Origin of the sequence: Bradyrhizobium sp. LjRoot220 (genome assembly GCF_964252915.1) — a bacterium.
Taxonomy (GTDB): domain Bacteria; phylum Pseudomonadota; class Alphaproteobacteria; order Rhizobiales; family Xanthobacteraceae; genus Bradyrhizobium.
On sequence record NZ_CAXUPS020000007.1, the window covers coordinates 98,105 to 121,217 of the forward strand.

27 protein-coding genes are annotated in these 23,113 nt (G+C 63.1%); 19 read left to right on the plus strand and 8 right to left on the minus strand.

Features of this window, described 5'->3' with window-relative positions:
- Window positions 1-83 precede the first annotated feature (83 nt).
- From ACSQ84_RS26155 to ACSQ84_RS26225, 15 genes are all read left to right on the plus strand, one after another.
- Window positions 84-416: a helix-turn-helix domain-containing protein gene (locus tag ACSQ84_RS26155; RefSeq protein WP_436214603.1), complete on the plus strand. Its 333-nt coding sequence runs from the start codon at window positions 84-86 to the stop codon at window positions 414-416.
- Entirely contained in the window at window positions 413-856 is a 444-nt protein-coding gene (locus tag ACSQ84_RS26160) for a hypothetical protein (protein WP_436214604.1), read from the plus strand. The genes ACSQ84_RS26155 and ACSQ84_RS26160 overlap by 4 nt, the downstream gene beginning before the upstream one ends.
- Before the next feature lie 54 nt (window positions 857-910).
- A complete protein-coding gene (locus ACSQ84_RS26165; protein WP_436214605.1) occupies window positions 911-2,788 on the plus strand; it encodes a M3 family oligoendopeptidase in 1,878 nt (625 codons plus the stop codon).
- Window positions 2,789-2,865: 77 nt separating this feature from the next.
- Entirely contained in the window at window positions 2,866-3,453 is a 588-nt protein-coding gene (locus tag ACSQ84_RS26170) for an intradiol ring-cleavage dioxygenase (RefSeq protein ID WP_436214606.1), read from the plus strand.
- A 129-nt stretch (window positions 3,454-3,582) separates the two neighbouring features.
- The gene (locus tag ACSQ84_RS26175; RefSeq protein WP_436214868.1) at window positions 3,583-3,864 is read left to right on the plus strand and encodes an AbrB/MazE/SpoVT family DNA-binding domain-containing protein; all 282 of its coding nucleotides are present in this window, start codon (window positions 3,583-3,585) and stop codon (window positions 3,862-3,864) included.
- Window positions 3,861-4,247, plus strand: a complete 387-nt coding sequence (locus ACSQ84_RS26180; protein ID WP_436214607.1) for a type II toxin-antitoxin system death-on-curing family toxin — start codon at window positions 3,861-3,863, stop codon at window positions 4,245-4,247. Before ACSQ84_RS26175 ends, ACSQ84_RS26180 begins: the two co-directional genes overlap by 4 nt.
- An 81-nt stretch (window positions 4,248-4,328) precedes the next feature.
- The gene (locus tag ACSQ84_RS26185) at window positions 4,329-4,481 is read left to right on the plus strand and encodes an aa3-type cytochrome c oxidase subunit IV (protein ID WP_436214608.1); all 153 of its coding nucleotides are present in this window, start codon (window positions 4,329-4,331) and stop codon (window positions 4,479-4,481) included.
- 137 nt (window positions 4,482-4,618) lie between these two features.
- A complete protein-coding gene (locus ACSQ84_RS26190; RefSeq protein WP_436214609.1) occupies window positions 4,619-5,743 on the plus strand; it encodes a Re/Si-specific NAD(P)(+) transhydrogenase subunit alpha in 1,125 nt (374 codons plus the stop codon).
- Window positions 5,744-5,762: 19 nt separating this feature from the next.
- Window positions 5,763-6,080, plus strand: coding sequence for a proton-translocating transhydrogenase family protein (locus ACSQ84_RS26195; protein ID WP_436214610.1), 318 nt, complete (start codon window positions 5,763-5,765; stop codon window positions 6,078-6,080).
- Between the two features lie 43 nt (window positions 6,081-6,123).
- Complete coding sequence (locus ACSQ84_RS26200; protein ID WP_436214611.1) at window positions 6,124-7,521, plus strand: NAD(P)(+) transhydrogenase (Re/Si-specific) subunit beta; 1,398 nt, start codon at window positions 6,124-6,126, stop codon at window positions 7,519-7,521.
- Between the two features lie 16 nt (window positions 7,522-7,537).
- Window positions 7,538-8,344, plus strand: coding sequence for an alpha/beta hydrolase (locus ACSQ84_RS26205; protein WP_436214612.1), 807 nt, complete (start codon window positions 7,538-7,540; stop codon window positions 8,342-8,344).
- A 56-nt stretch (window positions 8,345-8,400) separates the two neighbouring features.
- Complete coding sequence (locus tag ACSQ84_RS26210; protein ID WP_436214613.1) at window positions 8,401-9,498, plus strand: calcium:proton antiporter; 1,098 nt, start codon at window positions 8,401-8,403, stop codon at window positions 9,496-9,498.
- Between the two features lie 39 nt (window positions 9,499-9,537).
- Complete coding sequence (locus ACSQ84_RS26215; RefSeq protein ID WP_436214614.1) at window positions 9,538-10,989, plus strand: sodium:proton antiporter; 1,452 nt, start codon at window positions 9,538-9,540, stop codon at window positions 10,987-10,989.
- A 60-nt stretch (window positions 10,990-11,049) separates the two neighbouring features.
- Window positions 11,050-11,334 carry a cupin domain-containing protein gene (locus ACSQ84_RS26220; RefSeq protein ID WP_436214615.1) on the plus strand — a complete coding sequence of 95 codons (285 nt, stop codon included), beginning with the start codon at window positions 11,050-11,052 and terminating at the stop codon, window positions 11,332-11,334.
- A 221-nt stretch (window positions 11,335-11,555) separates the two neighbouring features.
- Window positions 11,556-12,647 carry a hypothetical protein gene (locus ACSQ84_RS26225; protein ID WP_436214616.1) on the plus strand — a complete coding sequence of 364 codons (1,092 nt, stop codon included), beginning with the start codon at window positions 11,556-11,558 and terminating at the stop codon, window positions 12,645-12,647.
- A 179-nt stretch (window positions 12,648-12,826) separates the two neighbouring features.
- Here ACSQ84_RS26225 and ACSQ84_RS26230 read toward each other — a convergent pair whose 3' ends face one another.
- Together ACSQ84_RS26230 and rpsU are read right to left on the minus strand one after the other, a co-directional pair.
- Entirely contained in the window at window positions 12,827-13,483 is a 657-nt protein-coding gene (locus tag ACSQ84_RS26230; protein WP_436214617.1) for a tetratricopeptide repeat protein, read from the minus strand.
- Between the two features lie 157 nt (window positions 13,484-13,640).
- Window positions 13,641-13,949: a 30S ribosomal protein S21 gene (gene rpsU, locus ACSQ84_RS26235; RefSeq protein ID WP_192736788.1), complete on the minus strand. Its 309-nt coding sequence runs from the start codon at window positions 13,947-13,949 to the stop codon at window positions 13,641-13,643.
- Between the two features lie 263 nt (window positions 13,950-14,212).
- Here rpsU and aqpZ point away from each other — a divergent pair, with 263 nt between their 5' ends.
- Window positions 14,213-14,935, plus strand: a complete 723-nt coding sequence (aqpZ, locus tag ACSQ84_RS26240) for an aquaporin Z (protein WP_436214618.1) — start codon at window positions 14,213-14,215, stop codon at window positions 14,933-14,935.
- A 59-nt stretch (window positions 14,936-14,994) separates the two neighbouring features.
- On the opposite strand, the gene ACSQ84_RS26245 is transcribed toward aqpZ, so the two are convergent.
- Both ACSQ84_RS26245 and purE read right to left on the minus strand, forming a co-directional pair.
- Complete coding sequence (locus tag ACSQ84_RS26245) at window positions 14,995-16,095, minus strand: 5-(carboxyamino)imidazole ribonucleotide synthase (RefSeq protein ID WP_436214619.1); 1,101 nt, start codon at window positions 16,093-16,095, stop codon at window positions 14,995-14,997.
- Window positions 16,092-16,580 (minus strand): 5-(carboxyamino)imidazole ribonucleotide mutase, encoded by a 489-nt coding sequence (purE, locus tag ACSQ84_RS26250; RefSeq protein WP_436214620.1) that lies wholly within the window; start codon window positions 16,578-16,580, stop codon window positions 16,092-16,094. The genes ACSQ84_RS26245 and purE overlap by 4 nt, the downstream gene beginning before the upstream one ends.
- Before the next feature lie 151 nt (window positions 16,581-16,731).
- On the opposite strand from purE, the gene ACSQ84_RS26255 reads away from it, so the two are divergent.
- On the plus strand, window positions 16,732-17,418 hold the full coding sequence (locus ACSQ84_RS26255; RefSeq protein WP_436214621.1) for a GGDEF domain-containing protein: 687 nt from the start codon (window positions 16,732-16,734) through the stop codon (window positions 17,416-17,418).
- Between the two features lie 16 nt (window positions 17,419-17,434).
- Here the strand turns inward: ACSQ84_RS26255 and ACSQ84_RS26260 are convergent, their stop codons facing one another.
- The 3 genes from ACSQ84_RS26260 to ACSQ84_RS26270 all read right to left on the minus strand — a co-directional run bounded on the left by ACSQ84_RS26260 (window position 17,435) and on the right by ACSQ84_RS26270 (window position 18,467).
- The gene (locus ACSQ84_RS26260; RefSeq protein WP_436214622.1) at window positions 17,435-17,686 is read right to left on the minus strand and encodes a hypothetical protein; all 252 of its coding nucleotides are present in this window, start codon (window positions 17,684-17,686) and stop codon (window positions 17,435-17,437) included.
- Between the two features lie 23 nt (window positions 17,687-17,709).
- Entirely contained in the window at window positions 17,710-17,922 is a 213-nt protein-coding gene (locus ACSQ84_RS26265; protein ID WP_436214623.1) for a hypothetical protein, read from the minus strand.
- Between the two features lie 338 nt (window positions 17,923-18,260).
- The gene (locus ACSQ84_RS26270; protein ID WP_027538800.1) at window positions 18,261-18,467 is read right to left on the minus strand and encodes a YdcH family protein; all 207 of its coding nucleotides are present in this window, start codon (window positions 18,465-18,467) and stop codon (window positions 18,261-18,263) included.
- Between the two features lie 245 nt (window positions 18,468-18,712).
- On the opposite strand from ACSQ84_RS26270, the gene ACSQ84_RS26275 reads away from it, so the two are divergent.
- Window positions 18,713-18,898: a YdcH family protein gene (locus ACSQ84_RS26275; protein ID WP_436214624.1), complete on the plus strand. Its 186-nt coding sequence runs from the start codon at window positions 18,713-18,715 to the stop codon at window positions 18,896-18,898.
- A gap of 132 nt (window positions 18,899-19,030) precedes the next feature.
- On the opposite strand, the gene ACSQ84_RS26280 is transcribed toward ACSQ84_RS26275, so the two are convergent.
- Window positions 19,031-20,134, minus strand: coding sequence for an NAD(P)/FAD-dependent oxidoreductase (locus tag ACSQ84_RS26280; protein WP_436214625.1), 1,104 nt, complete (start codon window positions 20,132-20,134; stop codon window positions 19,031-19,033).
- Between the two features lie 256 nt (window positions 20,135-20,390).
- Between ACSQ84_RS26280 and ACSQ84_RS26285 the strand changes: the two genes are divergently transcribed.
- Window positions 20,391-23,093, plus strand: coding sequence for a sensor domain-containing protein (locus ACSQ84_RS26285; protein ID WP_436214869.1), 2,703 nt, complete (start codon window positions 20,391-20,393; stop codon window positions 23,091-23,093).
- Window positions 23,094-23,113 lie beyond the last annotated feature (20 nt).

The window sequence follows — 23,113 nt, forward strand, 5'->3', positions numbered from 1 at the left end:
TCCTCCCCGAACTGAGGGAAACCGCGAAACTGTGGTAGGGAACACTACCTGTCGCGGAATTCAATCTAGGTAGTTAAGTAATCATGAAACAAGCAAAACATCAAGATGTTTTAGCTGGACGGCTGCCGGGCAAGGTCGCCACGGAAGCCCGGCAATTGCGGAAACAGGCGGGGGATTGGCTGAAGCTGCACCGGGCCGATGCCGGATTGTCGCAGGCTGACTTGGCCGCGCGGCTCGGTCTCAAATATTATACGTTCATCTCACAGGTCGAGAACGGGTTCAGCCGCGTTCCGACTGAAATTATGGGCGCGTGGGCCAGCGAGCTGGGTCTTGAACAGGCGGCGTTCGCTAGGCATCTATTAATGTACTACGAGCCGGAACTGCACCGGCTGCTGTTCGGAGCGGAGAGCAAATGAGCGTGGTTGCGTTCGAGCGCGCACAGGAAACCGGGGTCTGGAGCGAACGGGAACTCAACATCATCGTCGCGGCATTGCAGGCTGCGCTGGCGCCGTCGACCGGCCGCGGATGGGAAACCGGCACGACCGAACGAGGCGATGCCCAGTTCTATCTGTTGGGCCCGCTTCCGGATCAGGCCTGCGAGCTGTGTGTGTCGCGGATCGGGGCGCGCTATATTCTGGAAGACGGATCGGGCCGGCTGCTGTTCGAGCATCGAAACCTCGATATCGTCGCGCTGCACGCCAGGGCGGCGGTCTCGTCCACGTCGTGGCTGATGGTTCGCGCGATCGTGCTGTGGTGTGCGATTCGGAACAGCGTTGACGAAAAGCTCGAGCCGATGATCGCAGAAACCGAAGAGCTGCTGGTGCAACTCGCCCCCCAGCTTGCGGCGTTCGCCTGATCGCCTCGTCAATTCAATCATCACGTTGATCATCCCGCCAATTTGAAAGTTTTCATGACCGCGAAATCTGCGTCCGCCCGCGCCCGCAAGCCATCTCGCAAAGCCGCAATGAGCAAGGGATCTGCCGTCAGCAAGGCCGCCGCAGCCAAACCAAAAGCCGGAAAACTGCCGGAATGGAATCTGTCCGACCTCTATTCCGGCATCGACGCCCCCGAAGTCGCGCAAGACTTGCAAAAGATGGACGCCGAATGCATCGCGTTCGAAACGGACTACAAAGGCAAACTGGCCGAAAACGCTGCAAAGGATAATGGCGGGCACTGGCTCGCCGAAGCGGTCAAGCGCTACGAGGCGATCGACGACCTCGCCGGCCGCCTTGGCTCCTACGCCGGCCTGGTTCACGCCGGTGACAGCCTCGATCCCGCAATCTCCAAATTCTATGGCGACGTTTCGGAGCGGCTAACGGCCGCGTCGGTGCATCTGCTGTTCTTCGGGCTCGAACTCAACCGCGTTGACGATGCCGTGATTGAGAGCGCCTTGCAGACGCCCGAACTCGCCTATTATCGCCCGTGGATCGAGGATCTGCGCAAGGACAAGCCGTATCAGCTCGAGGATCGCGTCGAGCAATTGTTTCACGAAAAATCCCAAAGCGGCTATGCCGCCTGGAACCGGCTGTTCGACCAGACCATCTCCGGCCTGCGCTTCAAAGTCGGCGGCAAAGAACTGGCGATTGAGCCGACGCTCAATTTCCTGCAGGACCGCGCGCCGGAAAAGCGTAAAGCCGCAGGCCAGGCGCTGGCGAAAACCTTCAAGGACAATGAGCGCACTTTTGCGCTCGTCACCAACACGCTCGCCAAAGACAAGGAAATTTCCGATCGCTGGCGCGGCTTTGCGGATGTCGCGGATTCCCGGCATCTCAACAACCGCGTCGAGCGCGAGGTGGTCGATGCGCTGGTCGGATCGGTGCGCGCGGCCTATCCACGGCTGTCGCACCGTTATTACGCGCTCAAGGCCGGCTGGTTCAAAAAGAAGAAGCTCGCGCATTGGGACCGCAACGCGCCGCTGCCGTTCGCCGCGACCGGCACGATCGCCTGGCCCGAGGCCCGCAGCATGGTGCTGACCGCCTATCGCGGCTTCTCGGGCGAGATGGCCGATATTGCCGAGCGTTTCTTCACAGACCGCTGGATCGACGCGCCGGTGCGGCCGGGCAAGGCGCCCGGCGCGTTCTCGCATCCGACCACGCCGTCGGCGCATCCCTATGTGCTGATGAACTACCAGGGCAAGCCGCGCGATGTGATGACGCTGGCGCATGAGCTCGGCCATGGCGTGCACCAGGTGCTGGCCGCCAAGAACGGTGCGCTGATGGCGCCGACGCCGCTGACGCTCGCCGAGACCGCCAGCGTGTTCGGCGAAATGCTGACCTTCAAGCGCCTGTTGGGGCAGACCAGAAACGCCAGGCAGCGCCAGGCGCTGCTCGCCGGCAAGGTCGAGGACATGATCAACACCGTGGTGCGGCAGGTCGCGTTCTATTCGTTCGAGCGCGCCATCCACACCGAACGCAAGAACGGCGAATTGACCGCCCAGCGCATCGGCGAGATCTGGCTCAGCGTGCAGGGCGAAAGCCTCGGGCCGGCCATCGACATCCGCCCGGGCTACGAGAATTTCTGGATGTATATCCCGCACTTCATCCATTCGCCATTCTACGTCTATGCGTATGCGTTCGGCGATTGCCTGGTGAACTCGCTCTACGCGGTCTACGAGACCGCCTCCGACGGCTTTGCCGACCGCTATCTCGCGATGCTCGCGGCCGGCGGCACCAAGCATTATTCCGAGCTGCTGAAGCCGTTCGGGCTCGACGCCAGGGATGCCAAATTCTGGGACGGCGGGCTGTCGGTCATCGCAGGCATGATCGACGAACTGGAAACGATGGGCTGACGGAAGGCGCCGCGGCGACAAACTTCGGCCGCCGTCGCATCCCATCATGATGGCGACGTCAGGAGTGGAGGTGGCTCATGGTCGACACGCCGACACGACGCGCAGTGCTTGGAGCGGGCGCTTTCGCGGCCGGTTCGCTGTTCGGGATCGAAAGCCCTGTTGCCCAGGCGCCGCTTCCGCCCACCCCCGCCTGCCACGACGGCGACGCGGCAACCTTGGCGCAGACCGAAGGGCCGTTCTTCAAGCCGTCCTCGCCCGAGCGGGTTGAACTGTTTGAGGAGGGGATGGCGGGGCAGCCGATCGAACTGATCGGGTTGGTGCTCACCCGCGACTGCAAGCCGATCTCCGGTGCATTGCTGGATTTCTGGCAGGCCGATGCCAAGGGCCAATACGACGATTCGGGCTTCCGGCTGCGCGGCCATCAATTCACCGATACGGAAGGGCGCTATCGATTGCGCAGTGTGGTGCCCGGCGTCTATCCCGGCCGCACCCGCCACATCCACGTGAAGGTGCAGCCGCGCGGCGGAAAGCTGCTGACGACCCAGCTCTATTTCCCCGGCGAGTCGCAAAACCGTTCCGATGGCCTGTTCCGTAAGGAACTGCTGGTGCGAACCGCCAAGAATGCCGGGTGGCTCGCCGGGCGGTTCGATTTCGTGGTTGGCTAGGATATTCGGAAGACGCTCCGACGATGGAAGGTAAGGAAGGCGGCCGGAAGGGCTATCGGAGTTTTGTAAAACATTTGTTGAACGGCTGTGATCGGCGTGTTATACATTCCGTATAACGGAGCCGATGCCATGACCAAAACCCCTCGCGGCCTGAACGAGGCCCCTCGTGAGTACAAGCTCGAGGACACCGCCCTTCAAATTCGGAAGATTGGCAATTCGGTCGGCGTGATCCTGCCGAAAGAACTCCTTGCCCGGCTGAATCTCAAGGAGGGCGATAAGTTCTATCCGGTCGAGCAACCCGATGGCAGCCTGCGGCTTTCGCCATACAACCCCAAGCACGCGCGGACGATGGAAATCGCCCGCAAGGTCATGCACGAATATCGCGATACGTTTGCCGCGCTTGCAAAATGAGTGAGCCGATTTGGCTCGATGTCGACGAGGTCATCGACATGCATGCCGAGCAACTGGCGATATTCGGCGGACCGGAGGGCCTCCGGGATCATGGCCTGCTGGAGTCGGCGGTGATGCGGCCGGTCAACCAGTGGAGTTACGGGCAGACCGATATGGCCGGGCTCGCCGCTGCCTACGCGTTCGGACTTGCCCGCAACCACGCCTTTGTGGACGGCAACAAGCGCACCGCGTTCCACGCCATGATGGTCTTTTTGCGGGTCAACGACATCCCGTTTGCGCCCGACCCGGCGCACGCCACCGCCATCATCCTTTCGCTGGCCGCGGGCGAGGTCAGCGAGCAAAGCCTGACCCGCTGGATCCGGGATAATTGGCCTTCCGAATGACCCGATAGGCTTTGTCCCGTTGCCCTGCCTGCGGCTTTGCGGTAATTGCACGCCAGATCGAAGGATTGACCGGGGATACCGATGGCAGACCATAGCGAAGTGGCTTACACGACCGCTGACGGCAATGATTATCCGGCCCATGAGCAGACCTATGAAGGGTTCATCATGCTGGTCAAATACGGCACCGCGGCCGTCGTCGTGATCGTCGCGCTGATGGGCTACTTCCTGACCTGATGCGTCGCCGGCTGCACCGCCAAGGCGGCGGTGGCCAGAAATATTTGCGCGTCGCCCGGTTATGAAACCGGTATCCAACTAAGCGGAAATAACGCTAGTTTGCTTGCGCGCGCGCCCCTCGCGCCGCCGGAGGCCCCATGAAGATTGCCGTTGCCAAGGAAATCGATCCGTCCGAACCGCGGGTAGCCGCTTCCCCGGACACCGTGAAGAAATTCAAGGCGTTAGGCATTGATATCGCGGTCGAGCCGGGCGCGGGCATCAAGTCGGGCCTGCCGGATTCCGAGTTTACTGCGGCCGGCGCCACCGTCGATGCGGACGCATTGAAGGATGCCGATATCATCATCAAGGTGAAGCGGCCGGAGGCTTCTGAACTCGGCCAATACAAGCGCGGCGCGCTGGTGATCGCCATCATGGACCCCTACGGCAACGAGGCCGCGCTGAAGACAATCGCCGACGCCGGCGTCGCGGCATTCGCGATGGAATTGATGCCGCGCATCACCCGCGCGCAGGTGATGGACGTGTTGTCTTCGCAGGCCAATCTCGCCGGCTACCGCGCCGTGATCGAGGCCGCCGAGGCCTTCGGCCGCGCCTTCCCGATGATGATGACCGCAGCGGGCACAGTTCCCGCGGCAAAGGTGTTCGTGATGGGCGTCGGCGTTGCCGGCCTGCAGGCGATCGCGACCGCGCGCCGGCTCGGCGCCGTCGTCACCGCGACCGACGTGCGGCCCGCCACCAAGGAACAGGTCGAAAGTCTCGGCGCCAAATTCCTCGCGGTCGAGGACGAGGAATTCAAGAACGCCCAGACCGCCGGCGGCTACGCCAAGGAAATGTCGAAAGAGTATCAGGCCAAGCAGGCCGCGCTGACCGCCGAACACATCAAGAAGCAGGACATCATCATCACGACCGCGCTGATCCCGGGCCGCCCGGCGCCGAGGCTTGTCAGCGCCGACATGGTGAAATCGATGAAGCCCGGCTCGGTCCTGATCGATCTGGCGATCGAGCGCGGCGGCAATGTCGAGGGCGCCAAGCCCGGCGTGATCGTCGATGCCGATGGCGTCAAGATCGTCGGCTACACCAATGTCGCCGGCCGCGTCGCGCAGTCCGCCTCGAGTCTGTACGCCCGCAATTTGTTCTCGTTCATCGAGACCATGATCGACAAGCCGAACAAGGCGCTCGCGGTCAATTGGGACGATGAACTGGTGAAGGCGACCGCGCTGACCAAAGACGGCGCCGTCATCCATCCGAACTTCCAGCCCAAATAGACAGCGTAGGAGAGCCGCCATGGATCATGTTGCGCAGGCCGTCAGTCCATTCGTGTTCCAGCTCTCGATCTTCGTGCTTGCCGTGTTCGTCGGCTATTTCGTGGTCTGGTCGGTGACACCGGCGCTGCATACGCCGCTGATGTCGGTGACCAATGCGATCTCCTCGGTGATCGTGGTCGGCGCATTGCTCTCGGTCGGCGTTCCCATGATCTCGAGCGGCTCGGGCTGGGCGCGCGGTTTCGGTTTCGTCGCGCTGATCTTCGCCTGCGTGAATATCTTCGGCGGCTTCCTTGTCACCCAGCGCATGCTGGCGATGTACAAGAAAAAGGTAAAGTGAGCGGCGTGCACCTCGGTGTGACGAAGGAAAATGGGGACCTGAGATGAACGCCAATCTGGCTGCAGCGCTGTATCTCGTGGCGGGTGTGCTCTTCATCCTGTCGCTGCGGGGACTGTCCAGTCCCGCCTCATCGCGCCAAGGCAATTTCTTCGGCATGATCGGCATGGGAATCGCGGTTGCGACCACGCTCGCCAGTCATCCGCCGGCTGACGGCTTGGCCTGGCTCCTGGTGATATCAGGCATCGCCATCGGCGGCGGCATCGGCGCCGTCATCGCCCGACGGGTGCCGATGACGTCGATGCCTGAACTGGTCGCGGCCTTCCACTCGCTGGTCGGCATGGCCGCGGTGCTGGTGGCGGCCGGCGCGTTCTACGCGCCCGAGGCCTTTGGCATCGGCACCCCCGGAAACATCCACGGCGCGAGCCTCGTTGAGATGTCGCTCGGCGTCGCCATCGGTGCGCTGACCTTCACCGGCTCCGTCATCGCGTTTGCAAAGCTGTCGGGGCGCATGAGCGGCGCGCCGATCATCCTGCCTGCGCGGCACATCATCAACGTCGCGCTCGGCGTGGCGCTCCTCTTCTTCATTTTCGGCCTGGTGCGATCCGGCAGCGCGCTCGATTTCTGGCTGATCACGATCATCGCGCTGGTGCTCGGCGCGCTCCTGATCATCCCGATCGGCGGCGCCGACATGCCGGTCGTGATCTCGATGCTGAACTCCTATTCCGGCTGGGCCGCCGCCGGCATAGGCTTCACGCTCGGCAATTCCGCGCTGATCATCACCGGCGCGCTGGTCGGATCAAGCGGCGCGATCCTGTCCTACATCATGTGCCATGCGATGAACCGTTCCTTCATCTCGGTCATCCTCGGCGGCTTCGGCGGCGAGACCGCCGCGGCCGGCGGCGCGGCCGGCGAACAGAAGCCCGCAAAGCTCGGCTCGGCCGATGACGCGGCCTTCATCATGAAGAACGCGCAGAAGGTGATCATCGTGCCCGGCTACGGCATGGCGGTGGCGCAGGCCCAGCACGCGCTGCGCGAAATGGGCGACATCCTGAAGAAGGAAGGCGTCGAGGTGAAGTACGCCATCCACCCGGTCGCAGGCCGCATGCCCGGCCATATGAACGTGCTGCTGGCGGAAGCCAACGTGCCCTATGACGAGGTGTTCGAACTCGAGGACATCAACTCCGAATTCGCCCAGGCCGACATCGCCTTCGTGATCGGCGCCAACGACGTCACCAATCCGGCCGCCGAGGACGACAAGACCTCGCCGATCTACGGCATGCCGGTGTTGCAGGTCTGGAAGGCCGGCACCGTGATGTTCATCAAGCGCTCGCTGGCGTCGGGCTATGCCGGCATCGACAATCCGTTGTTCTACCGCGACAACACCATGATGCTGCTCGGCGACGCCAAGAAGGTCACCGAGAACATCGTCAAGGCGATGTAACCCGCTGCTGGAAAGCATGACCGTCCTGAAATGGCTCCTGATCGTGGTTTCGGTCGGCTATGCCTGCGGCCTGGCCGTGCTGTTCCTGGTGCAGCGCTCGTTCCTGTTTCCGATACCCACCACCGAGCGCACGTCGCCGCAGGCGGCCGGTTCGCCGGAAGCCGAAGAGCACATGCTGGCTACCGCGGACGGTGAAAAAGTCATCGTCTGGCATGTTCCGGCCAGGCCCGGTCGTCCCGTCATTCTCTACTTCCACGGCAACGGGGATTTCCTCGCCGGCTTTTTTGGCCGTTTTCGTCAGCTGATCGCCGACGGCACCGGCGTCGTCGCGCTGTCCTATCGCGGCTATGCGGGTTCGAGCGGGCACCCGAGCGAGCACGGATTGCTGCAGGATGCAGCTACGGCCTACGCCTTCACGACGGAGCGATACAGCGCCAACAGGATCGTGGTCTGGGGCTTTTCGCTCGGCACCGGCGTCGCGGTCGCTCTTGCTGCGGAGCAGCCCGTCGGCAGGCTGATCCTGGAAGCACCCTACACCTCGACCGCTGACCTAGCCGCATCGATGTTCTGGTTCATGCCGGTGCGCCTTGTGATGCGGGATCAGTTTCGGTCTGACGAGCGCATCGCGCGCGTGAGGATGCCGCTACTGGTCATGCACGGCAGCAACGATCAGGCAATTCCGGTCGTCTTTGGCGAACGGCTGTTTGCACTAGCCCATGAACCAAAGCAGTTCGTGCGGTTTCCCGGCGGTGGTCACGAAAATCTCGGCAATTTCGGCGCGATCGAAACCGCGCGGCAATTCATCGACGCCGCAAAGGGCTGACGGCGGCGATTGTTTACTGCATAGTCGGAACGCAGTGACTTTAAGGATCTGATCGCATGAGCGTGCACGGCCCGATGCCGAAATCGTCATGGATTTTCCCCGCATTGGCGATCGCGCTCTTTGCGGTCGGGACCGCACTCGGGCTGACGTTCACGCCCTCGGCCGGCGGATTGCTGTTTGCGGTACTGCTGCTGACAATCCTGTTCGGCACCGTTTTTGCGGCCGTGCATCACGCGGAGGTGATCGCGGAGCGGATCGGCGAGCCCTACGGCACGCTGCTGCTGACACTGGCGGTAACCATCATCGAGGTCGCGCTGATCGCGACTATCATGCTCGGTGACAAGCCGGTGCCCGCGCTGGCGCGCGACACCGTGTTCGCGGTGGTGATGATCGTATGCAACGGCCTGGTCGGTCTCTGCATCTTCATTGGCGGGCTGCGCTACCGCGAACAGGATTTTCAGGTCGCGGGCGCCAACCTCTATCTCAGCGTGCTGTTCGTGATGGCGACCATCACCCTGATCATGCCGAATTATACGCTGACGGCGCTGGGGCCGGTCTATTCTGCGGCGCAGCTTGGCTTTGTCAGCGTCGTCACCATCCTGCTTTACGGCGTGTTCCTCTACACCCAGACCATTCGGCACCGCGACTATTTCGTCGGCGGTGCTACGGGCGACGTGGCCGACGGATCGCTATTGTCGAACCGGATGCTGGCGCTGAGCATTGCGCTGCTGCTGCTGTCGCTTCTGGCGGTGGTGTTGCTGGCCAAGAAATTCTCCGCGGTGGTCGATATCGCCATTGCCAGCATCGGCGCGCCGCCGGCCTTCGCGGGCGTACTGGTGGCGCTGTTGATCCTGCTGCCGGAAAGCGTCGCCGCGATTTCCGCCGCGCGCAAGAACGACTTGCAGAAGAGCATCAACCTGGCGCTCGGCTCGTCGCTTGCGACCATCGGGCTGACGGTTCCCGCGGTGGCGGTCGCCGCCTACACGCTCGACAGGCAATTGGTGCTCGGCCTCAATATGCAGGAAATGGTGCTGCTGGTGCTGACCTTCGTGCTCAGCATGCTCACCTTCGGCAGCGGGCGCACCAACATCCTGTTCGGGCTGGTGCACATGGTGGTGTTTGCGATCTTTGTGTTCCTCGTGTTCGTGCCGTAAGTCCGGGCCCAAACCCGATATCAATCGAGGCCCGGTCGCATGTTCTCACTGGTGTTTTCGTTTTCAGTGACCTTCAGGAGGTCCTCGGCATTGGCGCTCGCCGCGCTGTTGCTGGCCGTCCTGCCGCACTCTGCACATGCAGCCACGCTCGACGGTACGGCGCTGAACTGGCCGTTCGCGCTTCCTTTCACGGGTTTGTTGTTCTCGATTGCGATCTGGCCGCTGCTGTTTCCGAAGTTCTGGCATTCGCATTACGGAAAGATCGCCGCGGCCTGGTCCCTGGTGACGCTGGCGTCGATTGCCTGGCTTGCGGGCGGCTCGGTGATGCTTGCGGCATTCGTGCATGCCATGCTGGGTGAATATCTAAGCTTCATCATCCTGCTTTTCGCGCTCTACACCGTCGCCGGCGGCATCCTTGTGACCGGCCACATCAGGGGCACACCGGGGAACAACGCGGTCATTCTCGCGATCGGTACCGCGATGGCCAGCATCGTCGGCACCACCGGTGCTGCCATGATTCTGGTCCGGCCGCTGATCCGCGCCAACATCTCACGCCCGCACAACACGCATGTCGTGATTTTCTTCATCATTCTCGTCGCCAATGTTGGCGGCGCCCTGAGCCCGCTGGGTGACCCGCCATTATTCGTCGGCTTTCTGCAGGGCGTTGATTTTTTCTGGACGACGCGGAATCTGTGGATCCAGACGATTGTCGTTGCCGGATTATTGCTCGCGATTTTCATCGTCGTCGATCTCTGGCGCTTTCGCGGCGAACCGGTTGCAGTACAGGTTGAAGCGCCGGATCCGGTTCGAATTCGTGGCCTGGTCAATCTCGTTCTGATCGCAGCCATCATCGCCAGCATCCTGATGTCGGCGAGCTGGCGGCCGGGCGTCGCCGTCGATGTTCTGGGCACCCGACTGGAGCTGCAGAACCTGGTTCGCGATGGACTGTTGGTGGTTATCGCTTTCCTGTCGCTGTGGCTGACTCGGGACGAACATCGTGAGGCGAACGGATTTAGCTGGGAGCCAATTCGAGAGGTTGCCAAGCTGTTTGCCGCCATATTCACCGCCATCATTCCTGTTCTGGCGATGCTTGACGCGGGCAAGGACGGCACGTTCGCATGGTTGCTGTCGGCGGTAACGGAGCGTGACGGCAGCCCGCATCAGGTTGCCTACTTCTGGTACACTGGGTTGATGTCGGCTTTCCTCGACAATGCGCCAACCTATTTGCTGTTTTTCAAGCTCGCCGGGGGCGATGCGACGGTCCTGATGGGGGAATTGTCCGGAACGTTGGCGGCGATTTCGATGGGCGCGGTCTATATGGGGGCGCTCACCTACATCGGAAACGCGCCCAATTTCATGGTCGCTGCTATCGCAATCGAAAGCGGCATCAAGATGCCGAGTTTCTTCGGGTACCTGTTCTGGGCCGCGGCAATTTTGATCCCCATGTTCCTGCTGCTTACCTTCCTGCCGGTTGCGCCTGTTCTCAGCTGACGGCAAACGCGTTATCGGTGTCCCAAGCGATCGAAATTGCAGCCATTGGAGAGTGGGGCCATGCTCAGCGCCACGTCAGACGTTCAGGTCGACACATCGGAAGTTCGCGTCACCGAATGGCGGCTGGCGCCGGGCAGCGCCACCGGTCACCACACCCATGGGATGGACTACGTGATCGTGCCGGTGACATCGGGCGAAATGACCATCGTGGCGCCGAACGGCGAGCGCTCCAAGGCGCAACTCGCCGCCGGCAAATCCTATTTCCGCAAGGCGGGTGTCCAGCACGACGTGCTCAACGAAACGGCCAGCGAGATCGTGTTCCTGGAAGTTGAGCTGAAGCCCTGACCGCCAGTGTCGCTCAGGCGCCGGAACCGGCCAATTTCGGCCGCAGGACCTGACGAACTGTTAATGGGACAGATTGGGAACTGCCCTGCAACCGGGCGTTTGGCGTTCGGATGCGACACGAAACGTCGCGTGGCCTAGTCAATTGCCACCGATCCGTCGCAGTTGATCCCTCAATATGCCCAGAAGTTCCCGCATCAAACTCGCCGCGGGGAGTGGCCGGCATGCTAAAAAAGTATCTTACTAAATTCACGATCGACATCCTACCTTCGGTGGCAGCGACCGTCATCGGGGCTTACATCGTCAACCATTACATCGTGACCAGGCCGGGCACAGACGCTCCTGTCGCCGCCGCGGTATCGGCCGCCGACCCCAAAGCTGCAGCCAAGACTGCGGAAACCAAGGCCCCGGATACCAAGGCCCCGGATACCAAGACCCCCGAAGCCAAGACCCCCGAAGCCAAGGCTACCGAAGCCAAGGCAACGGAAACCAGGACTCCGGAAACCAAGACGGATTCCAGGACCACTGAATCCGGCAATCCGCCGGCGGCGGGCGTCAGGGCAAAGGGCATTTCCGAAAAAGCCATGCTTGAGAGGAACGCAGCCGAACGGCGGCCCGCGGTGGCCGAGAAGCCTGAAGCCAAAGCGGACGGCAAGGCCGATGTGAAGGCTGACGCGAAGCCCGCCGATGCGCCGGCCGAGACCGCGAGCGTTCCGGCCGAGCCGCGCCCCGCGCGCCCGGCGCCCCGTGAGAAGGTGAGGGTGGTGCTGCCGTCGCCAGTGCAGCCCGTGGCGCCCACCGCCGCGCCGTCAGCCGTGCCTGCTGCTGCGCCGCCGGTCGAAACTGCGTCCGTGCCCGATGACCGCCGCGACGCCAACGATCTTGCGCGCGCTGCGATCGAGCGTCTGCGGGTCAACAATGACGCTTCGCCGCGTGCACCGGAAGCGGTGCGTCCCTTCGAATCTCAGCGAGTCGAGACCCCACGTATCGAGACACCACGTATCGAGACACCACGTAACGAGATATCGCGGATCGCAACCGCGCCGGCGCTTCGCCCGCTGCCGCCGCCGATCACGGTCTCGACGCCGTCAGGAGGAGAGACCTCCGATCCGGCAAGGGATCAGGCAAGGCCGCCTTACGCGGCCAATGCGTCCGTCGATCCGCGCCGTCCGACGCCGCCGGCCGAGATTCCGGTCTCGCGCCCGCTCGATCTGCGGGCCGATGTGGCGGAGCCGTCAGTGCGCGAGCGGACCTCGGTGGCCGAAGACGTGCTGTCGGCGGCGAAGTCGGTGTTTCACGCCGTCGTGCCGAAGTAATCCATAGATCGAGTTTCCTCGCACCCCGGACGCAGGCACTTCTGCGACCGGGGCTCTTCTATCTTTGCATGGGGTTGTTTTCGAGATTTTTGCCTCCAGGGCCCCGTTTCGATCGAATCGGAGCGGGGCTCTAGATTTTTTTCCTTGACGCGAACCGGTATCCACTTCGCTGGAACCCACTACCCGCCGGTACGGGCGAGGCCGCTGCGCGCGGCGTCGTCCCTGGGACGGATCGCAATGGCGCGGCCATAGGATGCGGCGGCCTTGGCCTTGTCGCCGAGCCGTTCATAGGCCTGCCCGCGGGCTGACCACGCCGGTGCGCTGTTGGGGTCGGCCTGCACCGCCTCGTCGAGGTCGGCGGCCGCTTCCCTGGCCTTGTCGATTGCGAGGTAGCTCGTGGCACGGCCGAGCAACGGCTCGACCTTTTGCGGGGTCAGGCCGTTGGCGGCGGTGAAATCCTCGATCGCCTGCTGGTACTGTTTTTCGCCTTGGTAGATCAACCCGCGGCCGTAGAGCGCTTGCACGTTGTATGGATCGAGCGCGAGGGCGCGATCGAATTCCGCCAGCGCCTCTTCGTTCTTGCCGGATCTGGCGAGCGCCTGGCCGCGCGCGGCAGAGCCCTGCGAATCAGTGGAGTTGCGGGCGCTGACATTGTCGGCCGGTTTCTGCGCGACGGGTGGCGGTTTCTGGCTGTCCGCGCCCCACGACCCCAGATCGAACGAACAGCCGCCAAGCGGCGTCGCGAGCAGCGCGACAAGCGCGACCGAACGGCGCACGCTACGGAAGATCGAACAGGAGGCCGGAATGGCCCTATGGCGGAATGCGCGTGCGTCCATGGCGCATAGGTAGCCCGGCACGCCGCGAAATGCATCGGTCAAAATAGCCGCAACCGGCGGACCGAACCCTTCAGGCCCTCGGACCGACAAACAAAAAAGCCCAAAGAAAAAGCGCGAGCCGAGGCCCGCGCTTTCGAATCTGGATATGTTGGGTCGTTCAGCGCGGTCCGCGCGGACCAGCACCCGGGCCGCCACGACCGCCGCCGGGACCGCCACGGTCGCCACCAGGCCCAGCGCCGAACACCGGCTTCGGCTTCATCGGCAGCAGGCCTTCGCGCTGCAGCTTCTTGCGGGCCAGCTTGCGCGCGCGGCGCACAGCTTCGGCCTTTTCACGGGCCTTCTTCTCGGAGGGCTTTTCGTAATGGCCGCGGAGTTTCATCTCGCGGAAAATACCCTCGCGCTGCATCTTCTTCTTCAGCGCCTTGAGGGCTTGATCGACATTGTTATCGCGGACGAGAACCTGCACGCGGCATCCTCTTTCAATTGATCGGATAGGAATTCTGGTAAAGCGAAGAGCTGGCGAAAGGCCTGGCCCTTAACCTGAAGGCGGGCATTTACCAGACAAAACTCGGTATGTCCACCTGTGAAGCGAACCGTCGGGCCAAGTTAAGCCATGAAATGCGGCAAATCTGACGCTGTTCGGCCTCGATTTGGGAAGTTGTGTGCCCAGACCGAGGCTGTTCCCGGAGTTTTGAGCAACCCGGCAACAACAAACTGGGGAGATACCCTATGGATACGAAGAAATATGCCGCCGAGGCCATCGGCACGTTCTGGCTGACATTTGCGGGATGCGGGAGCGCCGTCATCGCCGCCGGCTTTCCGCAAGTGGGTATCGGGCTGGTCGGGGTGTCCTTTGCGTTCGGGCTGAGCGTCGTCACCATGGCCTATGCGATCGGCCATATCTCCGGCTGCCATCTCAATCCAGCCGTCACGGTGGGGCTTGCGGCCGGCGGGCGCTTTCCGGCCGGGCAGATCGCGCCTTACGTCATCGCGCAGGTGATCGGCGCCGTTGCGGCGGCGGCGCTGCTTTACGTGATCGCAAGCGGCGCTGCCGGTTTCGACGTCAGCAAGGGGTTTGCGTCGAATGGCTATGACGCGCATTCGCCCGGCAAGTACAGCCTCGTTGCCTGCTTCATCACCGAGGTGGTGATGACCATGATGTTCCTGTTCATCATCATGGGCGCGACGCATGGCAAGGCGCCGGCGGGTTTTGCACCGCTGGCGATCGGATTGGCGCTTGTCATGATCCACCTCGTCAGCATCCCCGTCACCAACACATCGGTCAATCCGGCGCGCAGCACCGGGCCTGCGCTGTTCGTTGGCGGCTGGGCGCTGGCGCAGCTTTGGCTGTTCTGGCTGGCGCCGCTGATCGGCGGTGTGCTGGGCGGGGTGATCTATCGCTGGCTCAGCGAGGAGCCGAGCGGTGTCGTCGAGGGCACCAGGCCTGCCTGACGCGAGCCTCCTGACAGTAAGCCTTCCTGACAGTAAGCCTGCGTGACGCAGGCTTGCTGTTATTTCTTGCGCGGCGACACTTCGGTGACGTGACCCATCTTGCGGCCCGGCTTCGGCGTGCCCTTGCCGTAAAGGTGCACGGTGGCACCGGGAACGGTCAGCCACTGCTCGTAGCCGAGGATGTCGTCGCCGATCAGGTTCGTCATGGTCACCTCGCCATGACGGACCGGTTTGCCGAGCGGCCAGCCGGCGATGGCACGGATGTGCTGTTCGAATTGCGAGATCGAGGCGCCGTCCAGCGTCCAATGTCCGGAATTATGCACCCGCGGCGCGATCTCGTTGACCAGCACTTTCGGGCCACCCTTTTCTTGCACCACGAACATTTCGACCGTGAGCACGCCGACATAGTTCAGCGCGGTTGCGATCTGCCCGGCGATGCCGCGCGCCTGCGCCGCCAGCGCATCCGATATTGCGGCCGGCGCGCGCGAGATTTTCAGGATGTGGTCGCGGTGCTCGTTTTCGGTGACGTCGAAACTCTCGACCTGGCCGTCGGCGGAGCGAGCGGCGATCACCGAGATCTCGCGCTCGAACGGAATGAAGGCCTCGAGAATCGCCGATTTGGTGCCGAGGTCTTCCCAGATCTGGGTGAAGTCGTCGCCGTCGCGGATGATCGCCTGGCCCTTGCCGTCATAGCCGAAGCGGCGGGTCTTGATCACGGCGGGCAGGCCGATCTTCGCAGCCGCCGCCCGCAGGGTCTCCACCGACGACACGTCGGCATAGTCGGCGGTGCCGATACCGAGGCGCTTGATGAAATCCTTTTCGACCAGCCGGTCCTGCGTGGTCTCCAGGATCTTCTGGGCCGGCAGCACAGGCCGGCGCGCCGCCAGCACCATGGCGGTGGCGGCCGGCACATTCTCGAATTCATAGGTGATGACGTTGACGTCGTTGGCAAACAGTTCGAGCGCCTCGACATCGGCATATTCCGCGCAGGTCGCGTTCAGTACCACGTCGAAGGCGGGCGAATCCGGATCCGGCGAAAACACCTGGCAGCGAAGGCCAAGGCGCGCCGCGGCCATCGCCAGCATCCGGCCCAACTGCCCGCCGCCGAGAATTCCGATGGTGTCGCCGGGCCTCAGCTTCACATTGTTGGAAGCCGTCACGCCAAGCCCTCCGGGCGCTCTTTGACCGCATCGGTCTGCTGCTGACGCCAGGTGGCCAGGCGCGTCGCCAGCGCCGGGTCGTTCAGCGCCAATACGCTGGCGGCGAGCAGGGCGGCGTTGATGGCGCCGGCCTTGCCGATCGCAAGTGTGCCGACGGGGACGCCGGCGGGCATCTGCACGATCGAATAGAGCGAATCGACGCCGGACAGCGCCTTGGAATCGATGGGTACCCCGAATACCGGGAGTTCGGTCAGCGCCGCCGCCATGCCCGGCAGATGCGCCGCACCCCCGGCGCCGGCGATGATAATCTTGAAGCCGGCCGCCTTGGCGCCCTTGGCGAAAGCAAACAGCCGGTCCGGGGTGCGATGGGCCGAGACGATGCGTTTTTCGCAGTCGACCCCGAGCGCCGCCAGCGTGTCGGCGGCGTGGCGCATGGTCTCCCAGTCCGACTGGCTTCCCATAATGATGGCGATCGGTGAGGTCATCTCGTCAATTCTATTCAGGAATCCAGAAACATAGGCCAATTATAGGGGCGGCCCGGGCGTCATCCAAGGCATGGCAAGGGATTACGAATGGACTATCCTGACTTGGTGAATCCGGGCAAGCCTTGATACGCACGCCTGCACAGGGAAGGCTATGAAGAAGAAAACCAGGACGGCGGCTGCGGGAACCGCAAAACGCCGTAAAACGACCCCGGCGGTGCGAAAAGCCGCGCCACGCGGGGTCCGTAAGTCCGAAAGCCGATCCCTGGCTGCAGCCAGCGACCCAAAAGCGACGATCCGCCGGCTCAAGACGCAATTGGCGCGGGCTTTGGCGAGGATAGAGGAGCTGCAGGCCTCGGCCGATACCGACTTCCTGCTGGATATTCCGAACCGGCGCGGTTTTGAGCGCGAACTGCACCGCGCGATCGCCTTCATCAAGCGTTACCACGCCAGCGGCGCTCTGATCGTGCTCGACGTCGATCGCCTGAAGCCGATCAACGACGCTTTTGGTCATGCCGCCGGCGACGAGGTGCTCAAGGCCATCGTGAAGACGCTGCTGGCCCATGTGCGCGCATCGGACGTGGTCGGCCGGCTCGGCGGCGACGAGTTCGCGCTGCTGTTGTGGAATCTCAGCGCGACCGATGCCAGGGCCAAGGCGGCATTGCTGGAGGAGGCGATCGATCGCCTCACCTTCGTGTTTCGTGGCCGCACCGTCACCGCGGGCGCCTCGGCGGGCGTCGCGATCCTCGGTCCACATGCGGAATTGGGCCGTGCCTTGGAAGAGGCCGACAGCGCGATGTACGTGCGCAAGGCGCAACGGCGGCATGAGGCGGACAGCTGAAGCACGGCAGTGACGATCAGAGCCCGCTCAGATCGTCCGGCACGTTGCCGAATTTCCGCAGCAATTGCGCGTCGCCGAATTCGCCCATCATGGGATCGCCGCTGCGGCTGAACGCGACGGCTCCGATGCTGCCGGGGGATCGCGACAGGATCTCGGCGCGGCGCAGCGCCGTGGTCGGACTCTGGCACTCCTCAGCGGCGCCGGCGACCGGCGAGCCGTCATCGTCCTGCAGGAATGGCAATGCAACGTAATAAGTGACATCGGCCATGGTGGTCGCTCCGGCTTCGCTGGTCAGGCAGCGGTACTGCTGCTGCGTAAGGGCTGGGTTGGCACGCAGCCGGCGGAGATCGCCGCCTGCAATTCCTCCAGCTCGGCTTCCAGATATTCGTTGGCCATGATCAGCGCCTTGATGGTCGAGCGCAGATTGCCGTCGCACATCGCGATCGCCTGATCGCAGGCTTGCTCGTAGCGGCTGTTGTCGGACAGGGACGGCGGTGCGGACATGGCGGGACTCCCCTTTGGCTGACGGCAGGAGTTTATGTTCCTCTTTTGTTCTTGAGGAGTCAAGCAAAGAGGGAGAGCGAAAATTGTTTTCCCCGCGCTAGCGGGCCAGGTGCCGGCGATACGCTCGAGACGCCGGAAGTCCATCGCAACCGGGCCTTGTGGATGTCGGGGAAAAGGACCGGCTGCGGGGCGGCGGTATTTAAGCCAAGCCTTCCGCTTCCGAAGAACGCGCGGTCGCGCTGGGCGGACCGATCGGCGGCAACCGGGTTTGAAGGCTGTTCATCGTGACGCGGCTTGTCCACCCGCGGCATCCGGTGCATCGCGGTCCGGCAGCACGATCAGGCAATAATATCAGGCGTGATCTGGTCTTCGATGAAGGCGATGCGGTCGCGCAGTTGCAGTTTGCGCTTCTTCAGCCGCTGCAGCCGCAGCAGATCCGGCGCCGGCGACTGATGCAGCGCGTCGATCGCTGCATCGAGATCGCGGTGCTCCTGCTGCAGCCGGGCAAGCTCGTTTTCGAGCTCGCGCTCATCTTCGTCGGTCATGGCGTACGCTAACTGCAAAAGCACGATGAGGTTGTAAACGGCTTGCGAGGCCGCCAGCGAAATATCGTCCCTGCGGGCCCGGTCCGCAAGCTGACCGGGTTCCATAGTCACGATTGGTTACAGATAAATCCGAAAATATGAGAGCCCCGATTCTGGATACCCATCGACAGATTCGGCGACTGGTGTACACTCCTTCGTCTTCGTCCAGATCGAATCTGAGGTTTCACCCACCGAGGAGATTTCGTATGGCTCTACAGGCGCATCTTGTTGAACTTGAACGTAAACACAAGATACTCGAAAACGAATTGCACGAAGCGCTCGTGCATCTTTCCACAGACGACCTGCAAATTGTCGAGTTGAAGCGCCGCAAGTTGATGGTCAAGGACGAGATCGAGCGGTTGAAGTATACCGCCGGCGAGACTGTCCACTAGGACTTCCCACAGCAGGCTTTCCAGCAGAGTAGGCTTTCCAGCAGAATAGCAAAACGCCAGTTCACCGCGGATGGGCACCGATGTGCTCACCCGCGTGGATGGCGTTGGCGCTGCTTGCTGACATTTTGCAGTTCACCGCTCTGCCAATCCGCCGACATGATCCGCGATCGCCAGCGACGACGTCAGTCCGGGCGACTCGATTCCGAACAGGTTGATCAGTCCAGAGACGCCGTGCTCGCGCGGTCCCTGGATCAGGAAATCCTGCGTGGCAACCGCAGGTGGCACGATCTTCGGCCGGATTCCGCTATAGCTTGGCATCAGCGCACCGTCCGGCAGCGTCGGCCAATAGCGCCGGATCGCGGGATAGAACCTGTCGGCGCGGGCTGGATCGACGGCGTAGTCGATGCTCTCGACCCATTCCACGTCCGGACCGAAGCGCGCCTGTCCGGCCATGTCGAGGGTCAGGTGCACGCCAAGCCCGCCGGGCTCCGGCACCGGATATATCAGCCGTGAAAACGGCGCCCGCGCGCTGCAACTGAAATAATTGCCCTTGGCCAGATAGGCTGGCGGGATCAACTCGATCGGCATGCCCTCGATGGCGCGCGCGACTGAAGGCGCGCCCAATCCCGCCGCATTGACCAACAGATTGCATTCCAATGTTATCGGCGTGTCGCCGCCCGCCTCGATTTCAATCCTGCCCGCGGTCGCCCTGGCGCGCAGCAGCGGCGTGTAAAACGCGTAGGCCGCGCCGGCCTCCTCGGCATCGCCGCGCAGCGCCAGCATGAAGGCGTGGCTGTCGATGATGCCGGTCGACGGCGAGAGCAGGGCCGCAGCGCAATTGAGCGCCGGCTCCAGCGCGCGCGCCGCTTCGCCGGTCAGAAGCTGCATGTCGTCGACGCCATTGGCTTCGGCGTGGGCGCGGATCGATTGCAGTTTCTCGGTCTCCGCAGGGGTCGTCGCGACGATCAGCTTGCCGCAATTTCGATGCGGGATGCCGTGGTCACGGCAGTATGCGTAGAGCGCCCGCTTGCCGCTGACGCACATCTGCGCCATCAGGCTGCCGGCGCGGTAGTAGATGCCGGCGTGGATCACTTCGCTGTTGCGCGAGGAGGTCACGGTGCCGATGCCCTCGGCCCCCTCCAGCACGATCACCTCGCGGCCCGACAGGGCCAGCCGCCGCGCGACCGCGAGCCCGATCACTCCCGCTCCGATGACGACGCAATCAACCTTGTCCATGTCCGCTTCAGGTCCGGGCGTTCGGCGCGAGGTCAGGCATGCCGCGCGCTCCATTCATTGTTCTTCCAGCCAGGCGGCGTGCGAACAACCCTTTGGATTGCTTCGACATACGCGTCTGGTCCGTTCTGTTAGTGAAGCATTAATCATGTCAGGGCAATTGCCGTAATTTGAGTCGCATTTTCCGGTTGCAAGGGTAGGCGTTTACCCGATCAAAACCCGTCAAGCCAGACACTCGCCTGGAAACCGCGGGTGAATGATGGCTGGCAAGAAGTGGCAGGCAGGCGGGGGGAATTCGATTCCGGCGCTGGCCTTCGTGTATCTGCTCGCCACCGCAGCATCTTGCGGATTGGCGTCGGCGGCGCCGTCCGCTTCCGGCGGCCTTGCGCCGTCGCGCTATGCCGGCGAACTCGACCCCAACACGATCTGGGAACTGCTGATCGGCGGCGTCGTGGCCTTATCCTTTCTGGCCGCGGCCGGGCTATGGGTGCTGTCGGCGCTGCGCCGGGTCAAGCGCTCGCAACTGCGGCGCAGTGCCTTCGTCAGTTCAGCCCTGAACAATCTCAGTCAGGGCGTGGTGATGACGGACACCCGTCAGCGCATCATCTTCTGCAACGACCGCTATCTCGAAATCTACGGCCTGGTCCGCTCGGATGTTCCCCGCAACATGACCGGGCCGGAACTGCTGGAGGAGCGTCGCAAGCGCGGCGCGCTGGATGTCAGCGTCGACGAATTCTATGCCCAGGCCGCCACCGCGGATGGCCTGATCACCGAACTGCCAAACGGCAAATCGGTTCTGGTCAAGTATTTCCGCTTGCCGAACGGCGGGTCGGTCGCGACCCATGAGGACTGCACCGCGCAGCGCAAACTCTCGCGCAAGCTGGCATCGACCACCCAGTTCCTGGAATCGGTGCTCGACAACGTTCCGGTCTGCGTCGCCGCCAAGAACATCGAGGACGGCCGTTATATTTTCGCCAACCGCGCGTTCGAGCGTTTCTCACGCTTCTCGCGTGACCATATCGTCGGCAAGCGCGCCGACGAGATCTTCCGTCCCGAAACCGCACGCAGCATCGACACGGCGGACCAGTCGGCGCTGCAGGCGCCGGAAGGTTATCACCGCAGCGAGTTCGAGGTCGAGCGCGGCAACGAGAAGCGCGTCCTTGCCTCCAACCGCGTGATCGCGCGAAACGAGAAGAACGAGCCGGAATTCCTGATCGCGCTGTTTGACGACGTCACCGACCGTCGCTCGTTGTCGCTTGAACTGGAGAGCACCAAGAAATTCCTCGAACTCGTGGTCGACAACATTCCGGTCTCGCTGATCGTCGAGCGCGTCTCGGACGGAAAATACCTGCTCGCCAACCGCAGCGCCGAAACCATCCTCAACCGCCGCCGCGAGGACGCCACCGGATTGACGGCTGCCGATATCTTCAACCCGCGCGAAGCCAAGCTGATCATCGCGCGCGACGAGGCGGCGATCAAGAAGCGTGGCCTTCTGACCGAGGAACATCCGATCTCCACCAAGGACGGCCTGCGGCTATTCCTGACCCGCCGGATGACGGTGCTCGATGAATCCGGTGAGCCGCAATATCTGATCAAGACCCATGAGGACGTCACCGATCGCCGCCAGACCGAGTCGCGGATGGCACACATGGCCTATCATGACGGCCTGACCGATCTGCCGAACCGCGCCGCCTTCCTGCAGGCGCTGACCCAGATGATCGAGGCCTGCGAGGGTACCGAAGAGGAATTCGCGGTCCTCTGCATCGATCTCGATGGCCTCAAAGAAGTGAACGACGTGTTCGGTCACGCGATGGGCGACAAGGTGCTGACCGAGGTCGCCCAGCGCCTGCAGGACTGCGCCCGCGGCGGCGTGGTGGCCCGGCTCGGCGGCGACGAATTCGGATTGATCATCGACGGCAAGCAGCCCTCCGCTGGCATCGCGCTGGCCGAGCAGGTCGTGACCGCGCTGGCGAAGGATTTCCAGATCGACGGCAAGTCGGTCCGGGCCGGCGCCACCACCGGGATCTCGGTATTTCCGCACAACGGCTCGGACGCGGCAGCCCTGCTCGCCAATTCCGGCGCGGCGCTGTTCCGGGCCAAGGCAAAATCGCGCGGCTCGATCAGCGTCTTCGAGCCCGAGATGGACCAGCAGATCCGCGATCGCCGCGTGCTGCACCAGGACCTCTCGGTCGCGATCAAGAACGGCGAATTGTCGCTGCACTACCAGCCGCAGGCCGCCTCGGGCCCGACGGTTGCCACCAGCGAGGTGATCGGGTTCGAGGCGCTGGCGCGCTGGATGCATCCGGTACGCGGCTTCGTGTCGCCGGGCGATTTCATTCCGCTGGCGGAAGAAAGCGGCCTGATCGTCGAGATGGGCGAATGGATCCTGCGCGAAGCTTGCCGTGAAGCGGCCTCCTGGCCGCTGCCGCTGCAGATCGCGGTCAATTTGTCGCCGGCGCAGTTCATGCACGGCGATGTGGTCAGTCTGGTGCATTCGATTCTGCTCGAAACCGGGCTGGCGCCGGACCGGCTCGAGCTCGAGATCACCGAGGGCGTGCTGATCGAGGACTTCGATCGCGGCCTGGCGCTGCTGCGGCGGCTCAAGGCGCTCGGCGTGCGCATCTCGATGGACGATTTCGGCAGCGGCTACTCCTCCCTGAGCTACCTGCAGGCTTTCCCGTTCGACAAGATCAAGATCGACCGCGCCTTCGTCATGCATCTCGGGCGCAATCCGCAATCGGCCGCCATCGTGCGCGCCGTCATCGACCTCGGCCACGGCCTCGAAATGTCGATCGTCGCCGAGGGCGTCGAGACCCAGGAACAACTCGGCTTCCTGTCGGAAGAGGGCTGCGACGCGGTGCAGGGCTATTTCATCGGCAAGCCCCTGCCGATCGGGCAATACGCCGCGCTGGTCGGCCGCAGCGTCATCAACGCTATCGAGTCCGCGCGCAAGACCGGGTAGGTGTAAGGCACTCCTCGGTT

What these genes read in the sequence shown, in the direction of transcription:
- ACSQ84_RS26155 (WP_436214603.1), top strand. Translation starts at nt 84, where the DNA reads ATGAAACAAGCAAAACATCAAGATGTTTTAGCTGGACGGCTGCCGGGC.
- ACSQ84_RS26160 (WP_436214604.1), top strand. Translation starts at nt 413, where the DNA reads ATGAGCGTGGTTGCGTTCGAGCGCGCACAGGAAACCGGGGTCTGGAGC.
- ACSQ84_RS26165 (WP_436214605.1), top strand. Translation starts at nt 911, where the DNA reads ATGACCGCGAAATCTGCGTCCGCCCGCGCCCGCAAGCCATCTCGCAAA.
- ACSQ84_RS26170 (WP_436214606.1), top strand. Translation starts at nt 2,866, where the DNA reads ATGGTCGACACGCCGACACGACGCGCAGTGCTTGGAGCGGGCGCTTTC.
- ACSQ84_RS26175 (WP_436214868.1), top strand. Translation starts at nt 3,583, where the DNA reads ATGACCAAAACCCCTCGCGGCCTGAACGAGGCCCCTCGTGAGTACAAG.
- ACSQ84_RS26180 (WP_436214607.1), top strand. Translation starts at nt 3,861, where the DNA reads ATGAGTGAGCCGATTTGGCTCGATGTCGACGAGGTCATCGACATGCAT.
- ACSQ84_RS26185 (WP_436214608.1), top strand. Translation starts at nt 4,329, where the DNA reads ATGGCAGACCATAGCGAAGTGGCTTACACGACCGCTGACGGCAATGAT.
- ACSQ84_RS26190 (WP_436214609.1), top strand. Translation starts at nt 4,619, where the DNA reads ATGAAGATTGCCGTTGCCAAGGAAATCGATCCGTCCGAACCGCGGGTA.
- ACSQ84_RS26195 (WP_436214610.1), top strand. Translation starts at nt 5,763, where the DNA reads ATGGATCATGTTGCGCAGGCCGTCAGTCCATTCGTGTTCCAGCTCTCG.
- ACSQ84_RS26200 (WP_436214611.1), top strand. Translation starts at nt 6,124, where the DNA reads ATGAACGCCAATCTGGCTGCAGCGCTGTATCTCGTGGCGGGTGTGCTC.
- ACSQ84_RS26205 (WP_436214612.1), top strand. Translation starts at nt 7,538, where the DNA reads ATGACCGTCCTGAAATGGCTCCTGATCGTGGTTTCGGTCGGCTATGCC.
- ACSQ84_RS26210 (WP_436214613.1), top strand. Translation starts at nt 8,401, where the DNA reads ATGAGCGTGCACGGCCCGATGCCGAAATCGTCATGGATTTTCCCCGCA.
- ACSQ84_RS26215 (WP_436214614.1), top strand. Translation starts at nt 9,538, where the DNA reads ATGTTCTCACTGGTGTTTTCGTTTTCAGTGACCTTCAGGAGGTCCTCG.
- ACSQ84_RS26220 (WP_436214615.1), top strand. Translation starts at nt 11,050, where the DNA reads ATGCTCAGCGCCACGTCAGACGTTCAGGTCGACACATCGGAAGTTCGC.
- ACSQ84_RS26225 (WP_436214616.1), top strand. Translation starts at nt 11,556, where the DNA reads ATGCTAAAAAAGTATCTTACTAAATTCACGATCGACATCCTACCTTCG.
- ACSQ84_RS26230 (WP_436214617.1), bottom strand. Translation starts at nt 13,483, where the DNA reads ATGGACGCACGCGCATTCCGCCATAGGGCCATTCCGGCCTCCTGTTCG.
- aqpZ (WP_436214618.1), top strand. Translation starts at nt 14,213, where the DNA reads ATGGATACGAAGAAATATGCCGCCGAGGCCATCGGCACGTTCTGGCTG.
- purE (WP_436214620.1), bottom strand. Translation starts at nt 16,580, where the DNA reads ATGACCTCACCGATCGCCATCATTATGGGAAGCCAGTCGGACTGGGAG.
- ACSQ84_RS26255 (WP_436214621.1), top strand. Translation starts at nt 16,732, where the DNA reads ATGAAGAAGAAAACCAGGACGGCGGCTGCGGGAACCGCAAAACGCCGT.
- ACSQ84_RS26260 (WP_436214622.1), bottom strand. Translation starts at nt 17,686, where the DNA reads ATGGCCGATGTCACTTATTACGTTGCATTGCCATTCCTGCAGGACGAT.
- ACSQ84_RS26265 (WP_436214623.1), bottom strand. Translation starts at nt 17,922, where the DNA reads ATGTCCGCACCGCCGTCCCTGTCCGACAACAGCCGCTACGAGCAAGCC.
- ACSQ84_RS26270 (WP_027538800.1), bottom strand. Translation starts at nt 18,467, where the DNA reads ATGACCGACGAAGATGAGCGCGAGCTCGAAAACGAGCTTGCCCGGCTG.
- ACSQ84_RS26275 (WP_436214624.1), top strand. Translation starts at nt 18,713, where the DNA reads ATGGCTCTACAGGCGCATCTTGTTGAACTTGAACGTAAACACAAGATA.
- ACSQ84_RS26280 (WP_436214625.1), bottom strand. Translation starts at nt 20,134, where the DNA reads ATGGACAAGGTTGATTGCGTCGTCATCGGAGCGGGAGTGATCGGGCTC.
- ACSQ84_RS26285 (WP_436214869.1), top strand. Translation starts at nt 20,391, where the DNA reads ATGGCTGGCAAGAAGTGGCAGGCAGGCGGGGGGAATTCGATTCCGGCG.